Source organism: Actinomadura mexicana (assembly GCF_900188105.1).
GTDB classification, from domain to species: domain Bacteria; phylum Actinomycetota; class Actinomycetes; order Streptosporangiales; family Streptosporangiaceae; genus Spirillospora; species Spirillospora mexicana.
Window position 1 is genome coordinate 194,120 of record NZ_FZNP01000010.1, and the last position, 23,749, is coordinate 217,868.

Consider the following 23,749-nt stretch of genomic DNA (forward strand, 5'->3'; position numbering starts at 1 on the left):
GCGCATCGGTCCCCTCCGGTCCATGCGCATCCGTCCCCTCCGGTCCATGCGCATCGGTCCCCTCCGGTCCATGCGCATCGGTCCCCTCCGGTCCATGCGCATCCGTCCCGCTCAGGTCGCGGCGAGCGCCTCGGTGGGGCTGAGGCGGGACGCCCGGATCGCCGGGTACAGGCCGGCGGCCGCTCCGATGAGCAGGGTCGCGGCGACGCCGCCGAGCACCGCCCACGCGGGGATGACCACCGGCCATCCCCGGGAGACGGCGTAGACGGCGGTGACCAGCGCGCCGACGGCCGCCCCGCCGACCCCGCCGAGCGCCGACAGCAGCAGCGACTCGGCGAGGAACTGCGTGCGGATCTGCCCGCGGGTCGCGCCGAGGGAGCGGCGCAGCCCGATCTCCGACCGCCGCTCCAGGACCGAGATGACCATGGTGTTGGCGACCCCCACGCCGCCGACCAGCAGCGCGACCGCGCCGAGGCCAAGCAGGAGTCCGGTGAACGCCTCGCCCGCCGCCTTCTTGGCCGCCAGGGCGTCCGAGGGCCGCGACACCTCGACCTCGTTCGGCGCCTCCGGGGCGGCGGTCGCGGCCAGCACGTCCCGGACGTCCTCGACGCTCGCCTCCGCCGACCGGGTGTAGATCGTCGTCGGATGGCCGTCGAAGCCGAGCCGGGACTGCGCCGCGGCCCAGCCGACCAGCGCGGCGCTGTCCAGTTCGGGGGCCAGCGCCGCGGGCTCCAGGATGCCGATCACGGTGAACCAGCGGCCGCCGATCAGCACCTGGGCGTCCGGGGCCGCGTGCCCGATTCCGAGCCGCCGCGCGGCGGTCGAGCCGAGGACCGTCGCCGGGAAGCCGCCGGTCGCGGCGTTCAGCCACACGCCGCCGCGCAGCCTCGCCCCCGTCGCGGCGCGCAGGTCGGTGCGGACCGCGTACGCCGAGATCCCGTTGGTCTCCGTCTCGGGGATCTTGCCGGTGCGGTAGACCTTCGCACCGTCCAGCAGGCCGGTCGCCGAGACCTCCCGGACCGGGGCGATCCGGGCCACCATGGCCTCCGACTCCAGGGGAAGCTGTGCCTTCTCTCCGGTCAGGGTGCTGCCGGACGAGACGGTCAGCAGGTTGGTGCCGAGCGCCGCGAGGGCACGGTCGAGGTCGGCGCGGGTGGAGGAGGACACCCCGACGACCGCGACCATCGCGGCGATCCCGATCGCGATGCCGAGCGCGGACAGGAACGCCCGCATCGGCCGGGTGCGCAGGCCGACCGCGCCGACCCTGAGCACGTCGCCCGGCCACAGCCGGGCCGGCTGCAGCGTCCCGGCCGTCATCGCGCCGCCTCCGCCAGGTGCGGGCCTTCGCCCGCGGAGTCGTCCACCACGGAGTCGTCCACCACGGAGTCGTCCACCACGGAGTCGTCCACCACGAGGCCGTCGCGCATCCGGATGCGGCGGGGCAGGGCCGCCGCGATCTCCCGGTCGTGCGTGATGATCACGACGGTGGTGCCGGCGGCGTGCAGCTCGCGCAGCAGCGCCATCACCCCGTCGCCGGACACCGAGTCCAGCGCGCCGGTCGGCTCGTCCGCGAGCAGCAGTGCGGGCTCCCCGGCGACCGCCCGCGCGATCGCGACCCGCTGCCGCTCGCCGCCGGACAGCTCGTGCGGCTCGTGGTCCAGCCGGTGGCCGAGCCCGACCCGTTGCAGCGCCGCCGCGGCCCGCCGCCGCCGCGCCGCCGGGCGCAGCCCGGAGTACAGCAGGCCGTCCGCGACGTTGTCGATCGCCCGGGTCCCGGCCGCCAGGTGGAAGTGCTGGAAGACGAACCCGATGCGGCTCGCGCGCAGCGCCGACAGCCGCGCGTCCGCGAGCCGCCCCACGTCGTGCCCGTCGATGCGGATCTCGCCCGAGGTGGGGCGGTCCAGGGTGCCGAGCATGTTGAGCATGGTCGTCTTGCCGGACCCGGAGGGGCCGACGATCGCGACCAGCTCGCCCGCGCCGACGTGCAGCGACACCCCGGCGAGCGCGTGCACGCCGCCCGGATAGGATTTCCTGACGTCCCGCAAGGTGATCATTTCGGTACCCCCACGAGCGCGCCCTCGGCGATCCCCTGCCCGGAGACCTCCACCTTCCCGTCGGCGAACAGCCCGGTCTCGACCGGGACGTAGGACGACGCCCCGCCCTTGACGACCTCCACGCCGAAGCCGCCCTCCCGCAGCGCGACCAGCGCGGACACCGGCACCGTCAGGACGTTCTCGCGCCTGCCCGCGGTGAACCGGACGTCGGCGGAGGCGAGCGCGTAGCGGGCCGCGGCCTTCCTGGCGGCGGCGGAGTCGAGCCAGATGGTGACCTCCACCTTCGTCGCCGGGTCCTCGCCCTGCTCGCCCGGCTCGATCACGGTGGTGACCTCGTCGATCTCGGCCGTGACCGGCCGGCCCTCCGGCAGGGTCACCTCGACCTCGGCGCCCTTCCTCGCCAGCCGCTGGTCGGCGGTGTCCAGCTCGACCGTGACGGCCTGCGTCGTCCCGGTGTAGCCGAGGATCTTCTTGCCGGGCGCGGCGGGCTCGCCCGGGTCGGCCTCGACGGTCTCGACCCGGACGGGCCCGCCGGCGTACGCGACCCGCCCGACCTCGACGGTCCCGGTTTCCGGCGCGCCGATGTCGTCCTGCCACTCCCGGACGGCCTCGGCGGTGCCCGAGGTGTACTCGTCGTCCACGGTGAAGCCGTCGTAGCCGAGTGCGGCGAGGTTCGTCTCGAACCGCTTCACATCGGACCCCTCGGTCCCGGTCCGCAGCGGCCGGTAGGACGGCTCGGACCCGTACATCAGCACGACGGGGTCGCCGTCGAGCTCGTACAGCCGACGCCCGCGGTCGATCTCGTCACCGCTCTCGGGCAGCCAGGTGATCGTGCCCCTGGCCTGGTTGGTCGCGGTCAGGGTCGGGCCGTAGCCGAGCCGCCCGTCCTCGGACTGGGTGTCGCTCAGCGTCTCCCGCGCCACCTTCGCCGTGCCGGGCGGCAGGTTCGCGGCCCGCCCGCCGCCGCCGTCCCCGCCGGCGGCCAGCGCCGCCACGGTCGCGCCGCCGCCCGCCGCGACGACGGCGGCGACGGCCAGCGCGATCCTCAGGCGCGGCCGGCGGCGGCGGGCGCGGCGGCCCTCCCGCTCGGCCGGCGCGCGTTCCGCGATGGTCTCCCCCATCACTTCCCGCCGCCCTGCAGGATCTTGTCGCACGCCCGCTGCGCGGTCTCCAGGTCCGGGTCGTCGCCGACCGTGTTCTTGTCGATCCGGATGCCGGGCTGGTTCGGGTCGGGGTCCGGGAACTTCTCCACGCCGTTCTTGCGCATGCACGCGGCGAACTCGCGCGCCCGCTCCTGCATCTTCGGGTCGGGCGCGCCCGTGCGGTCGGCCATGGGGTTGTACTGCCGGCACGCCTCCATGGCCTTGTCCATGGCGCCCTTGTCGCCGTTGGCCTGGATCCGGATGCCCCCGCCGGGCTTCGGGTCCTCCATGTCGACGCCGTGCTCGCGCATGCACTGGGCGAACTTGACGCCGCGCTCCTCCGGGCCGAGCTGCTTGCCGCCCTGCTCGGCCCCGCCCTGCTTCGCGCCCCCGTTCGCCGAGGCCACGCCGTCGCCCTTGTCGTCCGAGCCGCACCCGGTCAGGGTCAGCGCCAGCGCGAGCGGCAGCACGGCCAGGATCCGCAGTCGCATGTCTTCTCCTCAGTCCGCGGCCGGAGCGGTTCCGGCCGGCGAGGAGCGATGCAACCCGGCGGGACGTTTCCCCCGTGTTTCCGCCCCCGGGCGTCTCGCGCCGGAAATGATCACTAACGGAAACGAAACAGGGCCTGCGGCACCATCGGCGTTCGGAGGAGGCTTCATGAGAGTGCTGGTGGCAGAGGACGAGCGGCTCCTGGCCGACGCGATCGCCGAATGGCTGCGGGACGGCGCGCACGCCGTCGACCTGGCCCACGACGGCGCGGCCGCTCTGGAGCGGGTCACCGTCAACGACTACGACGTGGTCGTGCTGGACCGCGACCTGCCCCTCGTCCACGGCGACGACGTGTGCCGCGAGATCGTCCGGGGCGGGAGCACGGCCAGGGTCCTGATGCTCACCGCCGCCGCGGAGGTCACCGACCGCGTCGACGGGCTCGGCCTCGGCGCCGACGACTACCTGACCAAGCCGTTCGCGTTCCCCGAGCTCGCCGCCCGCGTCCACGCGCTCGGCCGCCGCTGCCGCCCGGCCGCGCCGCCGACGCTGCACCGCGCCGGCATCACCCTGGACCCGGCGCGCCGCGAGGTGTTCCGGGACGGCCGCTACGTGCCGCTCGCGCGCAAGGAGTTCGCCGTCCTCGCCGAGCTGCTGCGCGCCGATGGCGCCGTGGTGTCCGCCGAGCAGCTCCTGGAGAAGGCGTGGGACGAGCACGCCGACCCGTTCACCGGCGCCGTCCGCCTGACCGTCCTCAAGCTGCGCCGCAAGCTCGCCGACCCGCCCGTCGTCGAGACCGTCAAGGGAGCGGGGTACCGGATCCCATGAGGCTGTCGCTGCGCGCCCGGCTCACCCTCACCTACGGCGGCCTGTTCCTGGTCGCCGGGGTGGTGCTGCTCGGCGCGACCTACGCCCTGTTCGACCAGCAGCTCTCGCGGTCCGGCACGAAGGTGCTGGCGACCCGGCTGGCCCCGGCACCCGGCACCGCGCCGCCGGCCGGGGCCGCGCGGGAGACCACGCAGGAGGCCAGGGTGATGGCCGACGCCGACCGCTGGATGCGCGAGCAGCGCGAGGAGCTGCACGACGCCGCCGTCACCTCGCTGGTCACCCAGGGGTCGATCGCGCTGCTGGTCGTCGGGGGCGCCGCGGCGGGCTTCGGCTGGCTCATCGCGGGCCAGGTCCTGTCCCCGCTGCACCGCGTCACCGAGACGGCCCGCCGCATCGCCGGCTCCCCCGCCGCCGACCGCGGCCTGCACGAGCGCATCGCCCTGCGGGGCCCGCGCGACGAGGTCAAGGAGCTCGCCGACACCTTCGACGCGATGGTCGAGCGCCTCGACCGCTCCTTCGACGGCCAGCGCCGCTTCGTCGCGAGCGCCTCCCACGAGCTGCGCACCCCGCTCACCGTCGGCCGCGCCCTGGTCGAGGTGGCGATGCACCGCGAGTCGGCGTCCCCGGACGTCCGGCAGCTCGGCGAGACCCTCCTGCAGATCAACGCGCGGCACGAGCGCCTCATCACCGGCCTGCTGCTGCTCGCCCGCTCAGAGAACGAGATCACCACCCGGGCGCCGGTGGACCTGGCGGACGTCGTCGCGCACGTCGCCGACCAGACGGCGCTCGAAGCCGAGGGCTCCGGCGTCACCGTCGAGACCGACACCGCCGAGGCCATGACGGCGGGCGACGCGCTCCTGCTGGAACGCGTCGTGCAGAACCTGCTGGAGAACGGCCTGCGCCACAACACCGACTCCGGGTGGGTCACCGTCTCCTGCCGCACCGAGGGCGGCCGGGCCGTCCTGGAGGTCGCCAACTCCGGCCCCGCCGTCCCGCCCTACGAGATCCCGGCCCTCTTCGAGCCCTTCCGCCGGCTCGACAGCGACCGCGTCGTCACCGCCAAGGGCGCCGGTCTCGGCCTCTCCATCGTCCAGTCCATCGTCCGCGCCCACAACGGCACCGTGACCGCCCGGCCCCGCCGGGAAGGCGGCCTCACCGTCACCGTCGCCCTCCCGTCCGCGGAAACGGAGCCGGAGCCGGAGCGCCACCCCGGCCCGCTCGCCGCCCGGGCCTAGACGTGGGCGATCGGTCCGGGCCGAGAGGGATTCCGTGCCGGATCGCCTGCACCCCGCCACTCGGGCGCGCGGTCAGCGGGACGCGCCGTGCCTGCGCAGCTCGCGCGGGCTGACGCCGAAGCGCTCCCGGAACGCGTGGCTGAGGGCGCTGGCGGAGGAGAACCCGGTGGCGTGCGCGAGGTCGGTGATGGTGACGTGCCGGTCCAGGGGGTTGCGCAGCCGGTCGCGGACGAGGCGGAGCCGCTCCTCCCGGATCAGCTCGCGAGGCGTGGTCCCGGCGCGCTGCAGCGCGAGCTGCACCTGCCGCAGCGACCAGCCGAGGTCCTGCGCCATCGCGGCGCCGGTGAGCCCGGGATCGGTGGCGTGCTCGCGGACGTAGCGGCGCACGACCGCCTCCACCTCGGCGAGGTGGCCGGGCGCGGGCGGGCGTTCGTCCCCGGCGAGCAGCAGGCACAGCAGCTCGGTGATCCGGTCGCAGGCGGCGTCGAACTGCGGCCCGCTGAGGCTGCGCCGCTCCTCGCCGACGGCCCGCACCATGTCGGCGACGACGCGGCCGAGGCCGGCGGACAGGTCGAGGCCGGTCACCGGGAGGGCCGGGCCGCACAGCCGGCCTTCCATCTCGCGGGCCGGGATGGCCATGACGAGCGCGCGGGCCGGGCGCGGCTGGAGGACCCGGAACGGCGCCGCGGGCGCGATGAGGCCGCCGGTGCCCGGACGCAGCCGCGCCTCGCGGCCGTCCTGCACCATGAGCATCTCGCCGTGCAGCGGGAGCAGGAACCGGTAGCCGCGGTCGCGGCGCGCCTGCCCCGGGGTGCGGACGTAGTCCGCCCGGTCCGACAGGTACAGCACGAGCCGGTACTCGGCGCCGCGCGGCCCGCCGAGCACGTCGTCCACCGCAGGCTCCTCCGCCCCCACCGCCCTAGATCACTTGCGGGCGAGCGTAGTACGGCCGACACCAGCGAATCAGGCGATTCCATCGGAAAGTAACGTGATTCAGACGGTGGGTGATCTTGCAATGCGCCCGGCGGCAAGTTCTCTGCGCGCGAGCACAAGCGCGCCCCCGCTCGCCCGTCCTACGGTGCCGAAACCGCGGCGTATCCGCGCCGTCCCCCACCAGCCATGAGGCGGTCCGCCGGGTGCCCGAGCACACCGGCCCGGACCACCTCGCCGAAGACCCTGCACCGAGGATCTGATGGAGCAATTCCTCTTGGCGGCGGCGCTCGTCGTCGTGGCGGGCGCCGGCATCGCGGCCGCCGCCCTGCTGGTACGCCAGCGGCGGGAGACCGGCGACCTGCGCGCGCAGAACGCCGTCCTGGCCCGCGGGCTCGACCTGCGCGAGAAGGAGCTTCGGCACCTCGCGGACGTCCGGCTTCCCGAGCTCATGGAGTCCCTGCACAACCCCGGTGTGCGCGTCACCGGCCCGCTGCACGACCTGGACCGCGAGGCGCCCGCCTACGGGCAGGCGCTGCGGACCGTCACCGAGCTGTTCGCCGGGTCCGCCGCGCGCGTCCGGGAGCGGGCCGACCTGTCGGCCAAGTCGACGCTGCGGGCGATGATGCGCGCCGTGCAGAGCCTCGCCAACGAGCAGCAGCTCGCCATCTCCGACATGCAGGAGCGCCACGACGACCCGGACGTGCTGGAGGGACTGCTCCGCGTCGACCACATGAACGCCCAGCTCGGCCGGCGCGCCCAGGCCACCGCCGTGCTGTGCGGGTCGTGGCCGGGCCAGCAGCGCTCGGCGTCGTCGTTGAGCGACGTGGTGCGCGGCGCGACCTCCCGCATCCGCGACTACCTGCGGGTCAACATGCAGGGGCCGGTGAACACCGCGGTGACCAGCCGGGCCGTGGAGCCGATCGTGCTGACCCTGGCCGAGCTGCTGGACAACGCGGCACGGCACTCGCGCCCCGACACCACCGTCGAGGTCAACTTCCAGTCCACGCACAACGGCGTCGCGATCATGATCGACGACGCCGGGGTCGCGATGGACGCCGAGGAGCTGCAGCGCGCCGCCGACCTGCTGTCCGGCGACGCCTCGGTCGACATCCACCGGCTCGGCGACCCGCCCCGCGTCGGGTTCGCGGTGGCGGGCGTCCTCGCCGCACGGTACGGCTTCCGGGTGTCGGTCGACACGCGCTCCCCCTACGGCGGCGTGCGGGCCGTCGTGTTCGTGCCGTCCGCGCTGCTCACCGACGTCCCGGGTGAGCGGGCGCCCGACCCGTCAGCCGCGTCCCGTCCGGCCGCGGAGAGCCCCGCGCCCGCCGCCTGGACCGGCGTCCCCGCCACCCCCGGCGGGCTGCCGAAGCGCACCCGCGTCGCGGTCGCCGAACGTCCCGCCGAGGACGCGGAGCCGCCCCCCGTGCAGGGCGCGGGGGCGCAGCCGCCGCCGCTCAGGCCGGCCCGGGAGACCGCCGCGGGCCTCGGCGCCTGGCAGCGCGGGACGCGGTCCGGCCGCGCCGCGACGCCGTCCGACGGCGAGGGCCCCGGTATCGAGAGCAAGGACCTGCGGCCATGAACGAGGGATGGAACGGCGCGATGGACGACGGTACGAACCGGCTCGGCTGGATGCTGGACGACGCGCTGCGGATGCCGGAGACGCGCTACGCGATCCTGCTGTCGGCCGACGGGCTGCTCATGGCGCACTCCGAGCGGATCAACCGGGACGAGGCGGAGCGGCAGGCCGCGGGCATGGCGGGCCTGCAGTCGCTCGCCCGCAGCACCGCCGAGTTCTGCGGGGACTCCGGCACGACCTGGCGGCAGACGGTGAACGAGTTCGACGACGGGTACGTCTTCCTCGTCGCCGCCGGGCCCGGCGCCTACCTCGCGGTGTCGGCGACGCAGCACGTCGACATGGAGACCGTGTCGTTCCGGCTCCAGGAACTCGTGCAGCGGCTGGGCAAGGAGTTGACCACCCCGCCGCGGCCGGGCGCGGGCCGTCCCGCATGACCCCGCGCCGCAGCAGGCGGGCCCTGGTCCGCCCGCACGTCGTCACCGGCGGGCGGGCCCACCCCACCCGCAACGTGTTCGACCTCGTCACCCTCGTGACCGCGACCGGCGACCTGCCGCGCACCGGCCTGTCCCCGGAGAAGGCGCGCATCGTCGAGCTGTGCCGCGGCGGCGCGCTGTCGGTCGTCGAGATCTCCGGCCACCTGAGCCTGCCCGTCGGGCTCACCAAGGTGCTGCTGTCCGACCTCGTCGACAGCGGGCACCTCACCACCCGGGCCGCCGCGCCCGCCGCCCAGCAGTCCAAGGCCCGGCTCCTTCAGGAGGTGCTCGATGGACTCCGCGCTCGCCTCTGACACCCCCTACCTGCGCGAGAGCGTCCGGACCGCCGTCAAGGTCCTCATCGTGGGGCACTTCGCCGTCGGCAAGACCACCTACGTCGGGACGCTCTCGGAGATCCGCCCGCTGCGCACCGAGGAGCGGATGACGCAGGCCGGGGCGGCCGTGGACGACCTCGCCGGCATCAAGGACAAGACGACCACGACCGTCGCGATGGACTTCGGCCGCCTCACCCTCAGCGACGACCTCGTCTTGTACCTGTTCGGGGCACCGGGGCAGCAGCGCTTCACCCGGCTGTGGGACGACCTCGCGCGCGGCGCCCTCGGCGCGCTGATCCTGGTGGACACCGCCCGCCTCCAGGAGTCGTTCGCCGTCATGGACATCGTGGAGAAGCAGGGCCTCCCGTACGCGGTCGCCGTCAACCACTTCGAGGGCTCGCCGCGGTTCCCCGAAGCCGAGGTGCGCGAGGCCCTCGACCTCTCGCCGTCGACGCCGCTCGTCAACTGCGACGCCCGCGACCGCACCTCGTCCACCGAGGCGCTCATCTCGCTCGTCGACCACCTCCTCACCCTGGACGGGGAGCAGCCATGACCATCGACCGCAACGCGCCCCAGCGCGTCGCGCTGTACGGCCCGGAGTTCGCCAAGGACCCGCAGGGCGCCTACGCGCGGATGCGCGAGCACGGCGACCTCGCGCCCGTCGAGCTGGCGCCGGGCGTGCCGGCGACGCTCGTCCTCGGCTACGACGCCGCCCTGGAGATCCTGCGCGATCCGGCCACGTTCCCGCGCTGCAGCGAGGTGTGGGAGGAGGCCGTCGGCCCCGAGTGCCCGGTGCTGCCGATGATGATGTCGCGGCCCAACGCGCTGTTCACCAACGGAACGGTGCACGCCCGCCTGCGGTCGGTGATCGTCGACAGCCTGGACCGGGTCGACCCGGTGTCGCTGCGCGACAACGTCGAGCGCAGCGCCGACGTCCTCATCGACCGGTTCACCGGGGACGGCAAGGCCGACCTCATGACCCAGTACGCCCGCACGCTGCCGCTGCTGGTGTTCAACGAGATGTTCGGCTGCCCTCCCGAGACCGGCGACAAGCTCGTGCGCGGTATGAGCGCCATCTTCGACACCGTCTCGGCCGAGGAGGGCAACGCGCTGCTCGCGGAGGCGACCGGCGAGCTGGTGGCGAGCAAGCGCGCCAGGCCGGGTCCGGACGTGACGTCCTGGATGATGAGCCACCCCGCCGGGCTCGACGACCTGGAGATGGCCCACCAGATCACGCTGCTGTGGGGGGCCGGCACCGAGCCGGAGCAGAACCTCATCGCCAACGGCATCCTGCTGCTGCTCTCCGACGACCGGTTCGGCGGCGATCTGTCCGGCGGCGCCCTGCCCGTCGAGGACGCGCTCGACGAGATCCTCTGGACCGACCCGCCGATGGCCAACTACGGGACGACGTTCCCCCGCCAGGACATCGACTTCCACGGCTACCGCCTGCCCGCCCACCAGCCCGTCCTGGTCAGCTACGCCGCCGCGAACACCGACCCGTCGCGGGGGACCGCCGACCGCCGGGGCAACCGCGCCCACCTGTCCTACGCGGGCGGCCCGCACACCTGCCCGGCGAGGGGCCACTCCCGGCTCATCGCGTCCGTCGCGATCGAGAAGCTCCTCGACCGGATCCCCGACGTGGAGCTGGCCGTCCCCGCGGAGCACCTGGAATGGCGGCCGGGCCCGTTCCACCGGGCCCTCACCGTCCTCCCGGTCACCTTCCCGCCGGACCAGGCCCTTCGGTAGCCGCGCGCAGCGCGCCGGCGACGGCGGCGAGCTGCGCGACCAGGCCGGCCACGCCGGTCTGGTCGCCGCCGTTGACGGTGACGGTGCGCAGCTCGTCCGGCTTGGGCAGCTTGGCCATGATCTCCGGCAGCGCCGCGATCAGCCGCGCCTGGACGGCCGCGGGCGTCCGCTCGTTCTCCAGCGCGGCGCGGGCGGCCTCCCGCTCCAGGTCGAGCAGCGCCTGCTCGTGCCGCGACCGGGCCCGCAGGTCGGCGAGGGACAGCTCGCCCTCGGTGCGCAGCCGGGCCAGCTCGTGGTCGCGCTCGATGCGCAGCCGCCCCGTCTCGGCCTCCTCCTCGTGCCGCTCGCGCTCCATCCGCAGCGCGTGCCGCGTGGTCTCGGTCTGGAGCTCGGCGAACTCGCGGGAGTCGTCGTGCTCGCGCCGGGTGCGGCGCAGCTTCTCGGCCGCCTCGGTGTCGAACAGCTGCGACTCGTTGCGGGCGCGCAGTTCGGCGAGCTCGCGCTCGTGCTCCAGCCGCTGCGTCTCCTTGATCCGCGCGGCGGTCATCTCCCGCTGCGCGACGGCCTCCTCGGCCTCCAGCTCCGCCAGCCGCGCGATCTGCCCCTGCTCGGCCCGGTAGGGCTTCTGCAGGTTCTCCCAGAGCCGCGACGAGCTGACCACGGCCTCCTTGATCTGCACCGTGACGATCCGCAGGCCGAGCCCCTGGTCGCTGTTGTCCTCGCCCTCGGCGACCGCGCGCAGCCGGGCGGTCAGCTCCTCGATGATCGGCTGCTTGTCGCTGAGGACGTCGCGCACCCCCATCGTGGCGACCTTGTCCTTGATCGCCGCCTCGGCCTGCTCGCGGAGCTGGAGGTTCACCAGCCGCATCGGGTCGTCGCCGCCGAAGTCGAGCTTGCGGTAGGCGGTGCCGAAGTCCTGGACGATCCACTGCACGTAGCCCTGGACGAGCACGCCCTGCAGCTCCCGGCAGATGCAGTACGCGTTGATCAGGATGGTCTGCGTCGCGCCCGGCACCACGAGGAAGGAGTCGGTGGACGGGTTGAACCGGAACGACACCCCGAGGCCGATGTGCAGCGGCTCGTCGCGCCCCCGCCGGGTGTGCACGACGAACGCGTTCGGCGGGACGAGCACGTTCTTCCACCGCCAGAACCCGCTGATCCGCACGTCCACGGGCCCCGGGCCCGGACGGTCGGCGGGCGCCGCGGCGCCGAGCGCGCGGTCGCGCTTGGCCAGCGGCCCCGGCGCCGGGGCCGCGCCGGGCGCGCCGGGAGGCGGTGGCGGGGAGCGCCTGGCCTTCAGATCGTCCTCCAGCACCGCCTGCTGTGCGACGACCTTGTCCAGATAACTGTTGCCCTGGTCTGAGGCGCTCATCTCGCTCCCGAATTCGGTGTGGCCGATACATTAATGAACCTTTTGCTTGGATGCGTGCGTATTTGCGGCTGTGGCGACACACGAGGCGACGGCGACGCGCGAAGGGGAACGGCGGGAAGCGGCCCGGACGGACACACCGATGCTCGCGATCGGGGCGGCGGCGGTCGCGCTCGTCGTCCTCGCGCTCGTCGTGCGGCTCGGGGGCGCGTTCAGCGAGACCGCGGCGCCGGGGCTCTCCCAGGCGGGGGCACTGACCAAGGCCGGCCTGGTGACGGCGCGGCTGGGCGGCAACGTCGCCGCCGTCCTGACGGTCGGGTGGCTGCTGGTCGCGGCCGTGTTCGTGCCCGGCACGCATACGGCGCGCAAGTGCCTGCGCGCCGCGTCGCTCACCGCGACGGCCTGGGCGGCGTGCACGCTGGCGCTGATCGTGTTCACCGTCCTGGACCTGTTCGGGGTGGGCGCCACCAAGGTCACCGGCGACATGATGCGGACGTTCCTCGTCGAGCTGCCGCAGGGGCGGGCCCTGTTCCTCGTCCTCGCCGCCACGGTCGCCGTGGCGGTCGCGGCGAGCCTCCCGCGCGCCGCGGCCGGGGCCGGGTACCTGCTGGCGGGCGCGCTGGCCGGGATGCTGCCGCCGCTGTTCACCGGGCACGCCGCGAGCGGCGCGAACCATTCCCTCGCCGTCTACAGCCTCCTCGCCCACATCGCGGGCGTCGCGCTGTGGACCGGCGGCCTGGTCGCCCTGGTCACGCTCGCCCCGGCCGTCGGCGACCGGCTCCCCCGCGTCGCCGACCGCTACAGCGGACTGGCGCTGGTGTCGTTCGCCGTCGTCGCCGCCAGCGGCGCCGTGAACGCGTGGGTGCGGCTCGGCGGCCTCCACCTCGGGTCGCGGTACGGGGCGCTGGTCGTCGCGAAGGCCGCCGCGCTCGCCGTCCTCGGCGCGATCGGCTGGTGGCACCGCCGCGCCACCCTCCCCGCCCTGCGCGGCGGGAGGGGCGCGCGGCCCTTCCTGCGGCTCGGCGCCGTCGAGATCCTCGTGATGGCCGCGACGATGGCGCTGGCGACCGGACTGTCCCGCACGCCGCCGCCGGAGGTCGCGCCGGGCACGCTGGACGTCGTCGCGCTGCGGCTCGGGTTCCCGCTGCCCGGTCCCGCCGGGGCCGGGCCGCTCCTGCTCGACTGGTGGATCGACCCGCTGTTCCTCGTGCTCGCCGTCGCCGGCGCCGTCCTCTACGGGACGGGCGTCGCGCGGGTCCGCGACTGGCCCCGGCGGCGGAGCCTGTCCTGGACCGCCGGGCTGTTCGTCGTGCTGCTCGCCACCTGCGGCGGGATCTCCCGGTACAGCATGGTCCTGTTCAGCGTCCATGCCGTCCAGCACGTCCTGGTCGGCCTGGTGGCGCCGGTCCTGCTGCTGTACGGGGCGCCTCTGCGGCTGGCGCTGGAGGCGATGCGCGGTGAGGGCAGGACGTTGCTCGCCGCCGCTGCCGGGAGCCGGGGAGTCCGGGTGCTCACGGACCCGGCCGCCGCGTCCGCGCTGCTCCTGCTCAGCCTCTACGCGTTCTCCAGGTCGCCGCTGTTCGAGGCGTCCCTCGCCAACCACGCCCTGCACTCGCTGGCGCTGGTCGCCTTCCTGGCCGTCGGGCTCGCCTACTTCCACGGGACGGCCGGGACGCTGATGCCGTTCGCACTCCTGCCGCTCCACGCCATCGCCGGGACCGCCCTGATGCGGGACGGGACCGTCCTCGGCGGCTGGTACGAGCACCTCGGCCGCCGCTGGGGCGCGTCACCGCTGGACGACCAGCACCTCGGCGCCCTGCTGCTCTGGACGGCGGCCGCCGCCGTCACGCTCGCCGCCGCGGCCGCCCGCGGGCGCTACCGGCGGAGCCCCCGGTCCACCACCCGGCTGAGCGCCTCCACCACCGTCGGGTCGTACTCGGAGGCCGAGTCCAGCCGCAGCCGCTCCAGCACCGCGGCGCCCCGGTCGCGGTCGGCGGAGTCGCCGACCAGGTCGTCGTAGGCGTTGGCGACCTTGATGATGCGGCCGGCGAGCGGCGGCGGGATCGGCCGCTCCCCGGCGTCACCGGACGGCTCGCGTCCCGTCCGGTAGGGGTGCGACGACAGGTGGACGATGTGCGCGACCCGGTCGAGGACCCCGGTCTGCTTGATCACCTCGGCGCCGAGCTCGGCGATGCGGCGCTGCTCGGCTGGGGACGCCAGCACCGTCGCACCGCCCGGGATCGGGTCGCCGAGCGACAGCTGCCCGATGTCGTGCATGAGGGCGGCGTACTCCAGTTCGAGCAGCTCCTCCTCCGACATCCCGAGCTCGCGCCCCATCGCCACCGCGAGCTTGGACACCCGGTGCGAGTGCCCCGCCTCCACGTAGCCGCCGACCTCGGTGACGCGCGACAGCGCCCGGACGGTCTGCAGGTAGGTGGCGCGGATCCCGGCATAGCGGCGGAACGCGAACTGAGTCACCAGGATCGGCACCGTGAAGATCAGCAGCGCGGCCTCGCCCATCGCCGTCGTGGCGACCGCGATGAGCATGGCGGTGGCGCTGGTCGCCGCGCACAGCGCCATCTTCGCGTCGAACTCGTCGCGCAGCGCGATGCCGAACCGCGCCCGGACGGCCTCCGCGCGGATCATCGCGGCGATCAGCATGTCGGTGAAGCAGGACAGCACCATCACGAAGCACATGACGGCCAGCAGCAGCTGCCAGGGCAGCCGCAGGGACAGCAGCGGCCGGAAGCACAGCGCGACGACCGCGACGGTGAACAACCGCCGCGCCATCGCGTCGGGCCGCGGCGACCGGCCGACCGCGACGTGCGGCAGCGAGCCGACCAGCATCCCGGCCGCGGTGACGGCGACGACCTGGAGCGCGGAGTGCCCGGCGGCCACGACGCCGAGCGGCGCGCCCGGCGGGGCGCCCTCCGGGCCGAGGCCGACCAGCATCGCGTACCCCATCGCGCCGGCGCCGGCGATCGGCGCGACCTCCCGGTTGCCCGGCATCACCATGCGGAATAGCTCGCCGAGCGCGATCAGCACGCCGAAGATGATCGCCACGTCGGGCTGGCGCAGCCCGACCGCCGCGACCTCGGCGATCGCGACGATCACGAACAGCCCGGCGGTGGCGATCAGCAGGAGCTGGCCGGAGTCGATGGTCTGCCACGCGGCCCGGTCGCGGGCGCGCGCCTCCCCGCTCATGGACGCTCCGTCACTGGCGGACCCCGTCGCCGCCGGCGACGCGCAGCGGCGCGCTCGGGTCGTCGTGGTCCTGCTGGGTGGTCTCGACGACGTCGTCGTCGGGCAGCACGACCGGCCGCGGCGGCTCCCAGCCCTCCCGCTCCAGCGCCCGCAGGAACGCCTCCACCATCGCGGGGTCGAAGTGGTCGCCCATCCCGCGGCGCAGCTCCTCGACCGCCTCCTCCCTGGTGCGGGCGGCGCGGTAGGAGCGGGTCGAGGTCATCGAGTCGAACGCGTCCGCGACGGAGATGACCCGGGCGAACTCGGGGATCTCGTCGCCCGCGAGGCCCATCGGGTAGCCGCGGCCGTCCATCTTCTCGTGGTGGTGCATGATGCCGGCGAGCGCCTCGTCCAGGAAGCCGATCTCGCGGACGATCTCCAGCCCGCGCATCGGGTGCAGCTGGATCGCGGCGAGCTCCTCCTCGGTGAGCGAGCCGGACTTCTGCAGCACCTTGGTCGGGACGCCGAGCTTGCCGACGTCGTGCAGCATCCCCGCGTACCGGATGGCCTCGACCCGGTCCGCGCGCATCCCGATCTCCTGGGCGATCATCACCGAGCCGCGGGAGACGCGCTCGGAATGACCGCGGGTGTAGAAGTCCTTGGTCTCGACCGCCTGGCAGAGCGCGGCGAGCGTCGCGGCGTGCGCCTGCTGCTGCGCGTACGCCTGGTCCATGGCCCAGCGGGCGATGAACAGGGGGAGCAGGACGAGCACGGCCGCGAAGAACCCGACCCGCGGCCACAGCCCGGCGATCAGCAGGCCGACCATGCCGTAGCCGAGGCATCCGACGGCGATCTGGCCGCTCTCGTGCAGCAGCTCGCGCGGCGTGGCCTGCCGGCTGAGCAGCAGCACCCCGGCCATCAGCGCCAGGTTCACCAGGACGAACGCGACCAGCGCGCCGAGGAACGGCCCGATGACGTTCTCGACCCAGCGGGCCTTCTCGGGATGGAACCGGTCACCGTCCAGGAGGTCGAACACCGTCCCGGCCATGAAGCCGCTGAGCGCGAACTGCGCGCCGTTGAAGAGCCGCTTGACCGGCGCGAAGATCCGCTGCCCGGTGACCAGGGCGCAGAGGCCGAGCAGCGCGGCGCCGACCGGGCCGAGCAGCACCACCGACGCCAGGCTGGCGGCGAAGCTGAGCGACACCCTGGCCCGCGTGATGTTCAGCCGCGCGGGCGCGGAGTCGCAGATGAGGAACAGCAGCGCCAGGACGGCGAGCTTCGACCAGTCGAGATCCGTGAAGGACGACGTCGCGATGAGGCCCGCCGCGAGCGCGACCACACCGCAGACGTACGCCCAGGCAGCGAGAGGTAGTCCACGCATTGCCGCCCCTCGGGGAGTGACGAGTTGGCAGGCCGCCACCGGGCTCACATGTGCCTGCCGGCACCTAGACCCAGGACACGCCCTTGGTCATCATCAACGACGACGACGACGGGACGCTCGGGCGCCGCCCGTGTCCATCCGGTGTCACGCGCTTGAGCATGGCTCCTTGCCTCCCCCCAGCCGAGCCGGGCCGACCGGCCTCGCGGCCGGCCACCGGGACCGGTGCGGTCCAAGTCTCCCGGGCGAGCACGTGCCCCGAATTCCTCGGAGTGCACGCGCTCCGTCACTGATTTCGGCATAAGCCTAACGCGGACTGCCCAGGTCACACAGGCGTGCAGGAAAACGTGAGCAAAGCGTGAACCAATCGTCACCTTAGGTGATCAATTGTCCTGGTTGAAAAGCCAATCATCGAAGCACAATCCGGCCCGCACAAACCGGCTGCACAATCTCGCTGCACAATCTGAATGCACGTGCATCCGCAAATGCATCCGCGTCATTCGGTAAAGGTCGGCCAACGCGGCCCCGGAGCTTTTAAAAAATTGGACCAATCAGCGTCGCGCGGCGTTCCGTTCCCGCGCCCAGGCGACCGTCTCCGCAAGCCCTTCGGGCAGGCTGACCGCCGGCTCCCAGCCGAGTGCCTCCCGCGTCCGCCGCGGCTCGATCGCCATCGCCGGAAGGTCGCCCAGCCGGGGCGGCGCGAACTCCGGGGCGTCCGGGGCGCCCGCCGCCTCGGCGACGAGCGCGTGCAGCTCGCGGTCGGTCGTCTGCAGGCCGGTGCCCACGTTGAGGCGCAGCCCGCCGCCCGCCTCCCCCGCGGCGCGGGCGAACGCGTCGACCACGTCCCCCACGTAGACGTAGTCGCGCGTCTGGGCGCCGTCGCCGAAGACCCGGGTGGGGCGGCCCGACAGCAGCGCGTCCGTGAAGATCGAGACGACCCCCGCCTCGCCCTCCGGCGTCTGCCGCGGCCCGTAGACGTTCGCCAGCGTCAGCGTCGTGAAGTCGATCCCGTGCAGCCGCCGGTACATCCCGGCGTACACCTCGCCGGCGACCTTCGAGGCCGCGTACGGCGACGCGGGGCGCAGCTCGGCGTCCGGCGGGACGGGCAGCGCGTCCGGGACCCCGTACACCGCGCAGCTGGAGGTGAACACGACCTTGCGCGCGCCCCCCGCCCGCGCGGCCTCCAGGACGTTGGCCGTCCCGGCCACGTTGGTGCGGGCGTCGCCCAGCGGGTCGCCCACGCTGACCCGCACGCTCACCTGCGCGGCGAGGTGGAAGACCACCTCGGGGCGGCGGACCGCCGCACGCTCGCCGAGCGCCGGGTCGGCGACGTCCATCTCCCAGAACTCGACTCCGGACCGGACGTTCGCGCCCGACGACATGTCGTCCACGCCGACGACCTCGTGGCCGTCCGCGAGGAGCCTGTCGACGAGATGGGACCCGATGAACCCGGCCGCGCCGGTGACGAGTGTCAGCACACCGGAAACATACCGGTGGTCAGGCGCTCTCCGGCTTCCCGGCGCCTCCGGACGCCTGGATCTCGCCGCAGATCTCCTCGATGCGGCCGAGCACCTTGGCGCGCAGGTCGGTCGGGGCCTGCTCGCACCCGCACGACTTGCTCACGAGCTTCTTGACGGCCTCTTCGAGGCCGTACTCGCGCAGGCACGGACCGCACTCGTCGAGGTGCTCGCGCACCTCTCCGCAGCCGCCCTGGTCGAGTTCGCCGTCGAGGTAGGTGTACACGCGGGCGAGCACCTCGTCGCAGGGCGTCTCGTGGTGGTTGCCGCAGCTCATGTCGACCCCCTGCTCGCGCGGGTGAGCCCGCGCTCGTCGGCGTAGTCCTCAAGCATGCCGCGCAACTGGCGCCGGCCGCGGTGCAACCGGGACATCACCGTGCCGATGGGCGTGCCCATGATCTCGGCGATCTCCTTGTAGGCGAACCCCTCGACGTCGGCGAGGTAGACGGCGATGCGGAACTCCTCCGGAAGCTCCTGCAGCGCCCGCTTGACGTCGGAGTCGGGCAGGTGCTCCAGCGCCTCGGCCTCGGCCGACTTCAGGCCGCTCGACGTGTGCGACTCGGCACGCGCGATCTGCCAGTCCTCGATGTCGTCGGTGGCCGCCTGCTGCGGCTGGCGCTGCCGCTTGCGGTAGGAGTTGATGAACGTGTTGGTCAGGATGCGGTAGAGCCAGGCCTTGAGGTTCGTCCCCTCCCTGAACTGGTGGAAGGAGGCGAACGCCTTGGCGAACGTCTCCTGGACGAGGTCCTCGGCGTCGGCCGGGTTGCGCGTCATGCGCAGCGCGGCCGAATACAGCTGGTCCAAGAACGGGAGCACGTCGCGCTGGAAGCGCTCCTGGCGCTGCTCCACGGTCTCCGCGGTGCCCGGTACCTGACCCACCCCCTCGGCTCTGGCGCCCGTGGCCTGGACCGGCCGGGCGGCGCCGTACCCCTCAGACGATATCGACCCCACGAACGATATCGGTCCGCGCGGCCTGCCGACGCGGGCGGGGGCCCGCGCGTCTCCGCGGGACGCCGCCGTGCCGGTTCTCTGCTCCTGATCGGCGACGGCTGTGGTCATCCGGCTCGCACCTCCGCTTTCGCTGGGCTGTGAGAGGGTGCAACACCGGAACGCCCCCGCCGATTCCCGGGCGGGGGCGGGCGCGCCGCAACCGGGCCGCCGGGTCCCGTCCCTCACTCAGGGTGATGACCGGGCCCGGACGGGGAAAGATGTGACATACACGGCTAGAACAGGAGCAATTGGTGCACTCGGTGCCTTCGGCGCGACCTTCCGAGCCCACCATCGCCAGCCTGCGGGGCACCTCCGGTGACGGGTCAGGGGAATCCCTGGCGCGCTACTGGACCTTCTACGAGGCGGTGGCGGACGCCCAGCTCACCCGGTGGCTGCCGCGCAGGCCGTCCCGCGTGCTCGACATCTCGGGAGGCCACGGACACAGCGCCGCCCGCGCCGCCGCGGCGGGGCACACGGTGCTGGAGGTGCGCGACCCCGAACGCCCGGGACGTCCGGCGCCGGGGCGCCCCGGCGGCGCGGGGCGTTCCGCCCGCACGGTCCCGCTGGTCGCCGACTCGGGCACCCTGTCCTACCTCGCCGACGCCTGCGTGGACGCCGTGATCGCCGAGAACCGCGTGCTGTCGCGGCACCTGGCCACCGAGGCCACCGTCACCGAGATCGCCCGCGTGCTGCGCCCCGGCGGCCGGGTCCTGCTGTGCGTCGACTCCCTCACCCTCGGCATGGCGCTGCTGGCCGAGCGCAACTACTGGGCGCACCTGTCGGACGTCCCGAGCGCCGAGGTCGTCCTCGTGCCCTGGCCGGACGGCACGATCACCCGCTCGTTCTCCTCCCACCAGCTCCGCGAACTGCTCTCCGACGCCGGCCTGGAGGTCGAGTGGATCCGGCCCCGCACGGTGCTGTCCCCCTCGACGGTCGAGCACGTCCTCGGCGAGTCCCCGCGGGCGCTGCAGCGCCTCGTCCGCACGGAGATGGGCGCCCGCCAGACCGACGAGTCGCTCGGCATCCACCTGCTGGCCAGCGCCCGGCGGCGCTGACGCCGCCCGCCGCCCGCCGCCCGCGGCGGAAATGTCGTGACCGGGCTCTCCCCGGACAGAATGGCGACGGCCCATCCGGTGGAGCCCCCGGCTCAGAACAGCCCTTCGGAATGGTCGCCGGAACCATCCCCCGAACTCGCCGGCTCTATCAGTTCCGGGCCGTTGTTCCGCACGCTGTTGACGGCCTTCGACACCGGGTAGGCGTCCATTGTCCCGGCCATGGCGGGAACGAGAAGACCGCGCACCTGCTCGGTATCGGTGAGCGAGGGGTCGAGCCAGGCGTCCCACCGGTCCGGTTCGACGACCATCGGCATCCGGTCGTGGATGCGGCCGAGGTCGTCCGGCGCCTCCGTAGTGATGACGGTGCAGGTCCACACCCACTCGTCCTCGGGCGACCTCCACAATTCGTAGAGGCCCGCCATCGCCATGACGGCGCCGTCCTTGGGACGGATGAAGTACGGCTGCTTCTGCGGCTTCCTCTTCGCCTTCTTCTCGCCCTCGGCCGGGTCGGGCCCATCGCCCTGGTCCTGGAGCGTGTACCACTCGAAGTAGCCGTCGGCGGGCAGCAGGCAGCGCCGCCTGGCGAACGCCCGGCGGTAGGACGGCTTCTCGTGCGCCGTCTCGACCCGCGCGTTGATCATGCGCGAGCCGATGGACAGGTCCTTGGCCCAGGACGGCACGAGGCCCCACCGCACCGTCCGCAACTGGCGCACCGCGGGCGCATCGCCGGGCTCGTCCTTCGGCCGCCGGTCGAGCACGACCGGGACCTGCTTGGTGGGGGCGACGTTGTAGTCGGCCTGGATGTCCCCGTCGACCGCGTCAAGCTGCACCTGGAACTCGTCCAGCAGCTCCTGCCGCGCGCGGGTGGTGGCGTAGCGTCCGCACATGGGTCCCATCCTGCCGTGCTTGAGGCGCCGCGCGCTGGGCATGTAGCGGGTCATGCGACCCTTCACGACCCTGGCCCGCCCGTTCGTGGCGGCGCCGTACATCATGACCGGCCTGGAGGCCCTCCGCGATCCCCGCGAACGCGCCGAGCGGGTGGGCCCGGCCGTCAAACCGGTCGCCGACCGGATCGACTGGCTGCCGAAGGACCCCGAGACCCTCGTCCGCATGCAGGGCGCGCTCAGCCTCGGCACCGGCGCGCTGCTGCTGACCGGGAGGTTCCGGCGGCTCACGACGCTGGTGCTCGCCGCCCAGCTCGTCCCCGCGCTGGCGACCGAGCACCGCTACTGGACCGAGGACGACCCCGAGCGCCGCGCCAACGAGCGCTCCCACCTGCTGAAGAACGCCGGCATGTTCGGCGCGCTGCTGATGGTGGCGGCCGAGCCCCGCCGCGCGCCGCGCACGGCCGAGCTGCGCCGCGCGGTGCGGGAGACGCAGATCAGGAGCGGCGCGGAGGCCAAGGCGATGCGCCGCGAGGCCGCCGCGACGCTGCGGGAGGCGCGCCGGGAGGCGTCCCGCCAGGTGCGCGTCGCCCGCGCAGAGGGCGGGCGCAAGGCCGCCAAGCAGGCCGCCAAGGCGAGCCGGCGCGCCAAGACCGCCAAGTCCGGCGGCATGTTCCGGCTGGGCAAGGCGGGCGGCAGGACCGGCGGTGCCCTCACGACCGCCGGGGCCGCGGGCGGCGCGCTCAAGGCAGGAAAGGCGGGCGGCAAGGCCGGCGGCAAGGCGGCCCGCAAGGCCGGCGGCGCGCTCAAGAGCGCCGGCGCGGGCGGCGCCCTCATGGCCGGGAAGGCCGCCGAAAAGGCCGGCAGGGCCCGAGGCAAGGCGGGTGGCAGGGCCGGCGGCACGCTCAAGGGCGCCATAGCGGCGGGGAGCGCGTTCAGGTTCGGCCGCGCCGCCAAGCCGAGCAGGGCCGCGCGGGCGGGCCAGGCCGTCAAGGCCGGGACCGCGACTCAGGCGGCGAAGGCCGCCAAGGCGGGCCGGACGGTCAAGGCGGGGACCGCCGCGCAGGCCGGCAAGGCCCTGCACGCGGTCAAACGCTGACTTCCCGAAGAGAACCTTAAAAGAGTCTCAAGAACCTTGAACCGGGGGCCGGGGCGGTCCCGTACTGCCAGATGACCGCCCTTCCATCATGACGGAGACGCCCCGGCCATGGCAGTTCCCGGATCGACCGGCCGCCCCGGCGGCGGCCTGCGGAGCCTGCTCCGCCGCCCCGGCGCGGCGCGGGCCGCGCAGGACGCGGCCGACGAGGAGATGGCGGCCGAGCTGTACCGCGAGTACCATCGGCCCCTCCTCGCGTTCGTCCTGCGGCTGACGGGCGGCGACCGCCCGTGGGCCGAGGACGTGGTGCAGGAGACCATGATCCGGGCATGGCGCAGCGCGGACCGGCTCGACGACCGGACCTCCTCGCTGATGCCGTGGCTGGCCACGGTCTCCCGGCGTATCGTGATCGACAACCGGCGGCAGCGCGAGGTCCGGCCGCCGGAGGTCGGCGACGGCCCCCTGGAGAACCTCCCGATGGCGGACGAGATGGACGCGCTGCTGCGCAAGGTCGTGGTGACCGAGGCGCTGGAGTCGCTCTCCCCCGCGCACCGGCAGGCGCTGACGGAGACGGTGCTGCGCGACCGGACGGTGAACCAGGCGGCCGAGCACCTCGGCATCCCGGTGGGCACGGTCAAGTCCCGCGTGTACTACGCGTTGCGCGCCTTGCGGGTCGCCTTGGAGGAGAGGGGGGTGACGTCATGAGTTCCCAGGTCGAGCACACCGATGTCGGCGCGTACGCGCTGGGCCTTCTCGAGGAGGGCGACCGGCTGGCGTTCGAGGCGCATCTGCGGGGATGCGGGTCGTGCCAGACCGAGCTGGGGGAGCTGTCCGGGGCGGCCGGCGCCCTGTCCGGGCTGTCGCGCGCGGCCGGGCCGGTGCCGGACGGAGCCGGCCGGGAGGGCGGCGGCGTGCCGTCCGCGCCCCCGGCGCCGGTGATCGACATGATGCGGCGCAGGCGGCGGGCCGATCAGCGGTTCCGGCGCGGCGCGTACCTCGCCGGCACGGCCGCCGCGGCCGCGGCGCTGGCCGCGGGCATCGGCATCGGCGCGGCCGTGAACGACGAGGCCCCGGCTCCGAAGCCGCCCGTGGCGCAGCCCCTCACCGGCGAGAGGTTCCACGCGGCGAACGCGGGCACGGGCGCGTCCGGCACCGTCGCGCTGGTCGACAAGGGCTGGGGCACGCAGGTCGGGCTGGAGCTGCGCGGCATCCGGGGGCCGCTGAAGTGCCACCTGGAGGCGGTGTCGCGGACCGGCGAGCGCAGCGTCGTCGCGGGGTGGAGCGTGCCCGACAAGGGCTACGGCGTCCCAGGCCAGCCCAAGCCCCTCGTCATGCAGGGCGGAACGGGGCTCGGCCGCCAGCAGATCGGCCACTTCGAGGTCCGCCTGGACGACGGCGGCACGCTTTTGAAGATCCCGCTCTGACACCGGAGGGCGCCTCATTCGTCCCGCGCCCGCCGCCGGCGGCCC

23 protein-coding genes and 1 pseudogene are annotated in these 23,749 nt (G+C 74.0%); 12 read left to right on the plus strand and 12 right to left on the minus strand.

The window, feature by feature from the left end; all coding sequences use genetic code 11:
* Positions 1-111: 111 nt before the first annotated feature.
* From CHC11_RS25710 to CHC11_RS25725, 4 genes are read right to left on the minus strand one after another with little or no spacing between them, the layout of a single operon-like run.
* Positions 112-1,317, minus strand: a complete 1,206-nt coding sequence (locus CHC11_RS25710) for an ABC transporter permease (protein ID WP_089314378.1) — start codon at positions 1,315-1,317, stop codon at positions 112-114.
* Positions 1,314-2,054: an ABC transporter ATP-binding protein gene (locus CHC11_RS25715; RefSeq protein WP_089314379.1), complete on the minus strand. Its 741-nt coding sequence runs from the start codon at positions 2,052-2,054 to the stop codon at positions 1,314-1,316. The genes CHC11_RS25710 and CHC11_RS25715 overlap by 4 nt, the downstream gene beginning before the upstream one ends.
* Positions 2,051-3,175, minus strand: a complete 1,125-nt coding sequence (locus tag CHC11_RS25720) for a peptidoglycan-binding domain-containing protein (RefSeq protein ID WP_089314380.1) — start codon at positions 3,173-3,175, stop codon at positions 2,051-2,053. The genes CHC11_RS25715 and CHC11_RS25720 overlap by 4 nt, the downstream gene beginning before the upstream one ends.
* Positions 3,175-3,687: a hypothetical protein gene (locus tag CHC11_RS25725; RefSeq protein WP_089314381.1), complete on the minus strand. Its 513-nt coding sequence runs from the start codon at positions 3,685-3,687 to the stop codon at positions 3,175-3,177. Before CHC11_RS25725 ends, CHC11_RS25720 begins: the two co-directional genes overlap by 1 nt.
* A 166-nt stretch (positions 3,688-3,853) precedes the next feature.
* Between CHC11_RS25725 and CHC11_RS25730 the strand changes: the two genes are divergently transcribed.
* Both CHC11_RS25730 and CHC11_RS25735 read left to right on the plus strand, forming a co-directional pair.
* Positions 3,854-4,510, plus strand: coding sequence for a response regulator transcription factor (locus CHC11_RS25730; protein ID WP_089314382.1), 657 nt, complete (start codon positions 3,854-3,856; stop codon positions 4,508-4,510).
* The gene (locus tag CHC11_RS25735; RefSeq protein WP_089314383.1) at positions 4,507-5,745 is read left to right on the plus strand and encodes a sensor histidine kinase; all 1,239 of its coding nucleotides are present in this window, start codon (positions 4,507-4,509) and stop codon (positions 5,743-5,745) included. The genes CHC11_RS25730 and CHC11_RS25735 overlap by 4 nt, the downstream gene beginning before the upstream one ends.
* A gap of 72 nt (positions 5,746-5,817) precedes the next feature.
* Here CHC11_RS25735 and CHC11_RS25740 read toward each other — a convergent pair whose 3' ends face one another.
* Positions 5,818-6,639, minus strand: a complete 822-nt coding sequence (locus tag CHC11_RS25740; protein WP_245919759.1) for a helix-turn-helix domain-containing protein — start codon at positions 6,637-6,639, stop codon at positions 5,818-5,820.
* Between the two features lie 298 nt (positions 6,640-6,937).
* Here CHC11_RS25740 and CHC11_RS25745 point away from each other — a divergent pair, with 298 nt between their 5' ends.
* From CHC11_RS25745 to CHC11_RS25765, 5 genes are read left to right on the plus strand one after another with little or no spacing between them, the layout of a single operon-like run.
* Positions 6,938-8,257, plus strand: a complete 1,320-nt coding sequence (locus CHC11_RS25745) for an ATP-binding protein (protein WP_089314385.1) — start codon at positions 6,938-6,940, stop codon at positions 8,255-8,257.
* Positions 8,254-8,688 carry a roadblock/LC7 domain-containing protein gene (locus tag CHC11_RS25750; protein WP_230298745.1) on the plus strand — a complete coding sequence of 145 codons (435 nt, stop codon included), beginning with the start codon at positions 8,254-8,256 and terminating at the stop codon, positions 8,686-8,688. Before CHC11_RS25745 ends, CHC11_RS25750 begins: the two co-directional genes overlap by 4 nt.
* Complete coding sequence (locus CHC11_RS25755) at positions 8,685-9,041, plus strand: DUF742 domain-containing protein (protein WP_089314386.1); 357 nt, start codon at positions 8,685-8,687, stop codon at positions 9,039-9,041. Before CHC11_RS25750 ends, CHC11_RS25755 begins: the two co-directional genes overlap by 4 nt.
* Positions 9,019-9,615, plus strand: coding sequence for a GTP-binding protein (locus CHC11_RS25760; protein WP_089314387.1), 597 nt, complete (start codon positions 9,019-9,021; stop codon positions 9,613-9,615). Before CHC11_RS25755 ends, CHC11_RS25760 begins: the two co-directional genes overlap by 23 nt.
* Positions 9,612-10,808, plus strand: coding sequence for a cytochrome P450 (locus tag CHC11_RS25765; RefSeq protein WP_089314388.1), 1,197 nt, complete (start codon positions 9,612-9,614; stop codon positions 10,806-10,808). The genes CHC11_RS25760 and CHC11_RS25765 overlap by 4 nt, the downstream gene beginning before the upstream one ends.
* Here CHC11_RS25765 and CHC11_RS25770 read toward each other — a convergent pair.
* The gene (locus CHC11_RS25770) at positions 10,777-12,180 is read right to left on the minus strand and encodes an SPFH domain-containing protein (RefSeq protein ID WP_089314389.1); all 1,404 of its coding nucleotides are present in this window, start codon (positions 12,178-12,180) and stop codon (positions 10,777-10,779) included. The two genes, CHC11_RS25765 and CHC11_RS25770, sit on opposite strands and share 32 nt — an antisense overlap.
* Before the next feature lie 625 nt (positions 12,181-12,805).
* Here CHC11_RS25770 and CHC11_RS42880 point away from each other — a divergent pair.
* A pseudogene (locus CHC11_RS42880) lies at positions 12,806-14,032 on the plus strand (bifunctional copper resistance protein CopD/cytochrome c oxidase assembly protein); the annotation flags it as partial.
* A gap of 20 nt (positions 14,033-14,052) precedes the next feature.
* Here the strand turns inward: CHC11_RS42880 and CHC11_RS42885 are convergent.
* The 5 genes from CHC11_RS42885 to CHC11_RS25800 all read right to left on the minus strand — a co-directional run bounded on the left by CHC11_RS42885 (position 14,053) and on the right by CHC11_RS25800 (position 19,134).
* Complete coding sequence (locus tag CHC11_RS42885; protein ID WP_089314391.1) at positions 14,053-15,381, minus strand: HD-GYP domain-containing protein; 1,329 nt, start codon at positions 15,379-15,381, stop codon at positions 14,053-14,055.
* Between the two features lie 10 nt (positions 15,382-15,391).
* Positions 15,392-16,741: an HD-GYP domain-containing protein gene (locus CHC11_RS25785; protein ID WP_089314392.1), complete on the minus strand. Its 1,350-nt coding sequence runs from the start codon at positions 16,739-16,741 to the stop codon at positions 15,392-15,394.
* A 548-nt stretch (positions 16,742-17,289) separates the two neighbouring features.
* The gene (locus tag CHC11_RS25790; protein WP_089314393.1) at positions 17,290-18,216 is read right to left on the minus strand and encodes an NAD-dependent epimerase/dehydratase family protein; all 927 of its coding nucleotides are present in this window, start codon (positions 18,214-18,216) and stop codon (positions 17,290-17,292) included.
* A 19-nt stretch (positions 18,217-18,235) separates the two neighbouring features.
* Entirely contained in the window at positions 18,236-18,532 is a 297-nt protein-coding gene (gene rsrA, locus CHC11_RS25795) for a mycothiol system anti-sigma-R factor (protein WP_089314394.1), read from the minus strand.
* On the minus strand, positions 18,529-19,134 hold the full coding sequence (locus CHC11_RS25800; RefSeq protein WP_089314526.1) for a sigma-70 family RNA polymerase sigma factor: 606 nt from the start codon (positions 19,132-19,134) through the stop codon (positions 18,529-18,531). Before CHC11_RS25800 ends, rsrA begins: the two co-directional genes overlap by 4 nt.
* A gap of 362 nt (positions 19,135-19,496) precedes the next feature.
* Between CHC11_RS25800 and CHC11_RS25805 the strand changes: the two genes are divergently transcribed.
* A complete protein-coding gene (locus CHC11_RS25805) occupies positions 19,497-20,300 on the plus strand; it encodes a class I SAM-dependent methyltransferase (protein ID WP_342750004.1) in 804 nt (267 codons plus the stop codon).
* 92 nt (positions 20,301-20,392) lie between these two features.
* Here CHC11_RS25805 and CHC11_RS25810 read toward each other — a convergent pair whose 3' ends face one another.
* On the minus strand, positions 20,393-21,241 hold the full coding sequence (locus CHC11_RS25810) for an SOS response-associated peptidase (protein WP_245919761.1): 849 nt from the start codon (positions 21,239-21,241) through the stop codon (positions 20,393-20,395).
* Here CHC11_RS25810 and CHC11_RS41590 point away from each other — a divergent pair.
* The 3 genes from CHC11_RS41590 (at position 21,240) to CHC11_RS25825 (ending at position 23,704) form a co-directional block, all read left to right on the plus strand.
* Positions 21,240-22,283 (plus strand): DoxX family protein, encoded by a 1,044-nt coding sequence (locus CHC11_RS41590; RefSeq protein ID WP_089314395.1) that lies wholly within the window; start codon positions 21,240-21,242, stop codon positions 22,281-22,283. The genes CHC11_RS25810 and CHC11_RS41590 overlap by 2 nt on opposite strands.
* Positions 22,284-22,493: 210 nt before the next feature.
* Positions 22,494-22,985: a sigma-70 family RNA polymerase sigma factor gene (locus tag CHC11_RS25820; RefSeq protein ID WP_218826252.1), complete on the plus strand. Its 492-nt coding sequence runs from the start codon at positions 22,494-22,496 to the stop codon at positions 22,983-22,985.
* On the plus strand, positions 22,982-23,704 hold the full coding sequence (locus CHC11_RS25825; protein ID WP_089314397.1) for an anti-sigma factor family protein: 723 nt from the start codon (positions 22,982-22,984) through the stop codon (positions 23,702-23,704). Before CHC11_RS25820 ends, CHC11_RS25825 begins: the two co-directional genes overlap by 4 nt.
* Positions 23,705-23,749 lie beyond the last annotated feature (45 nt).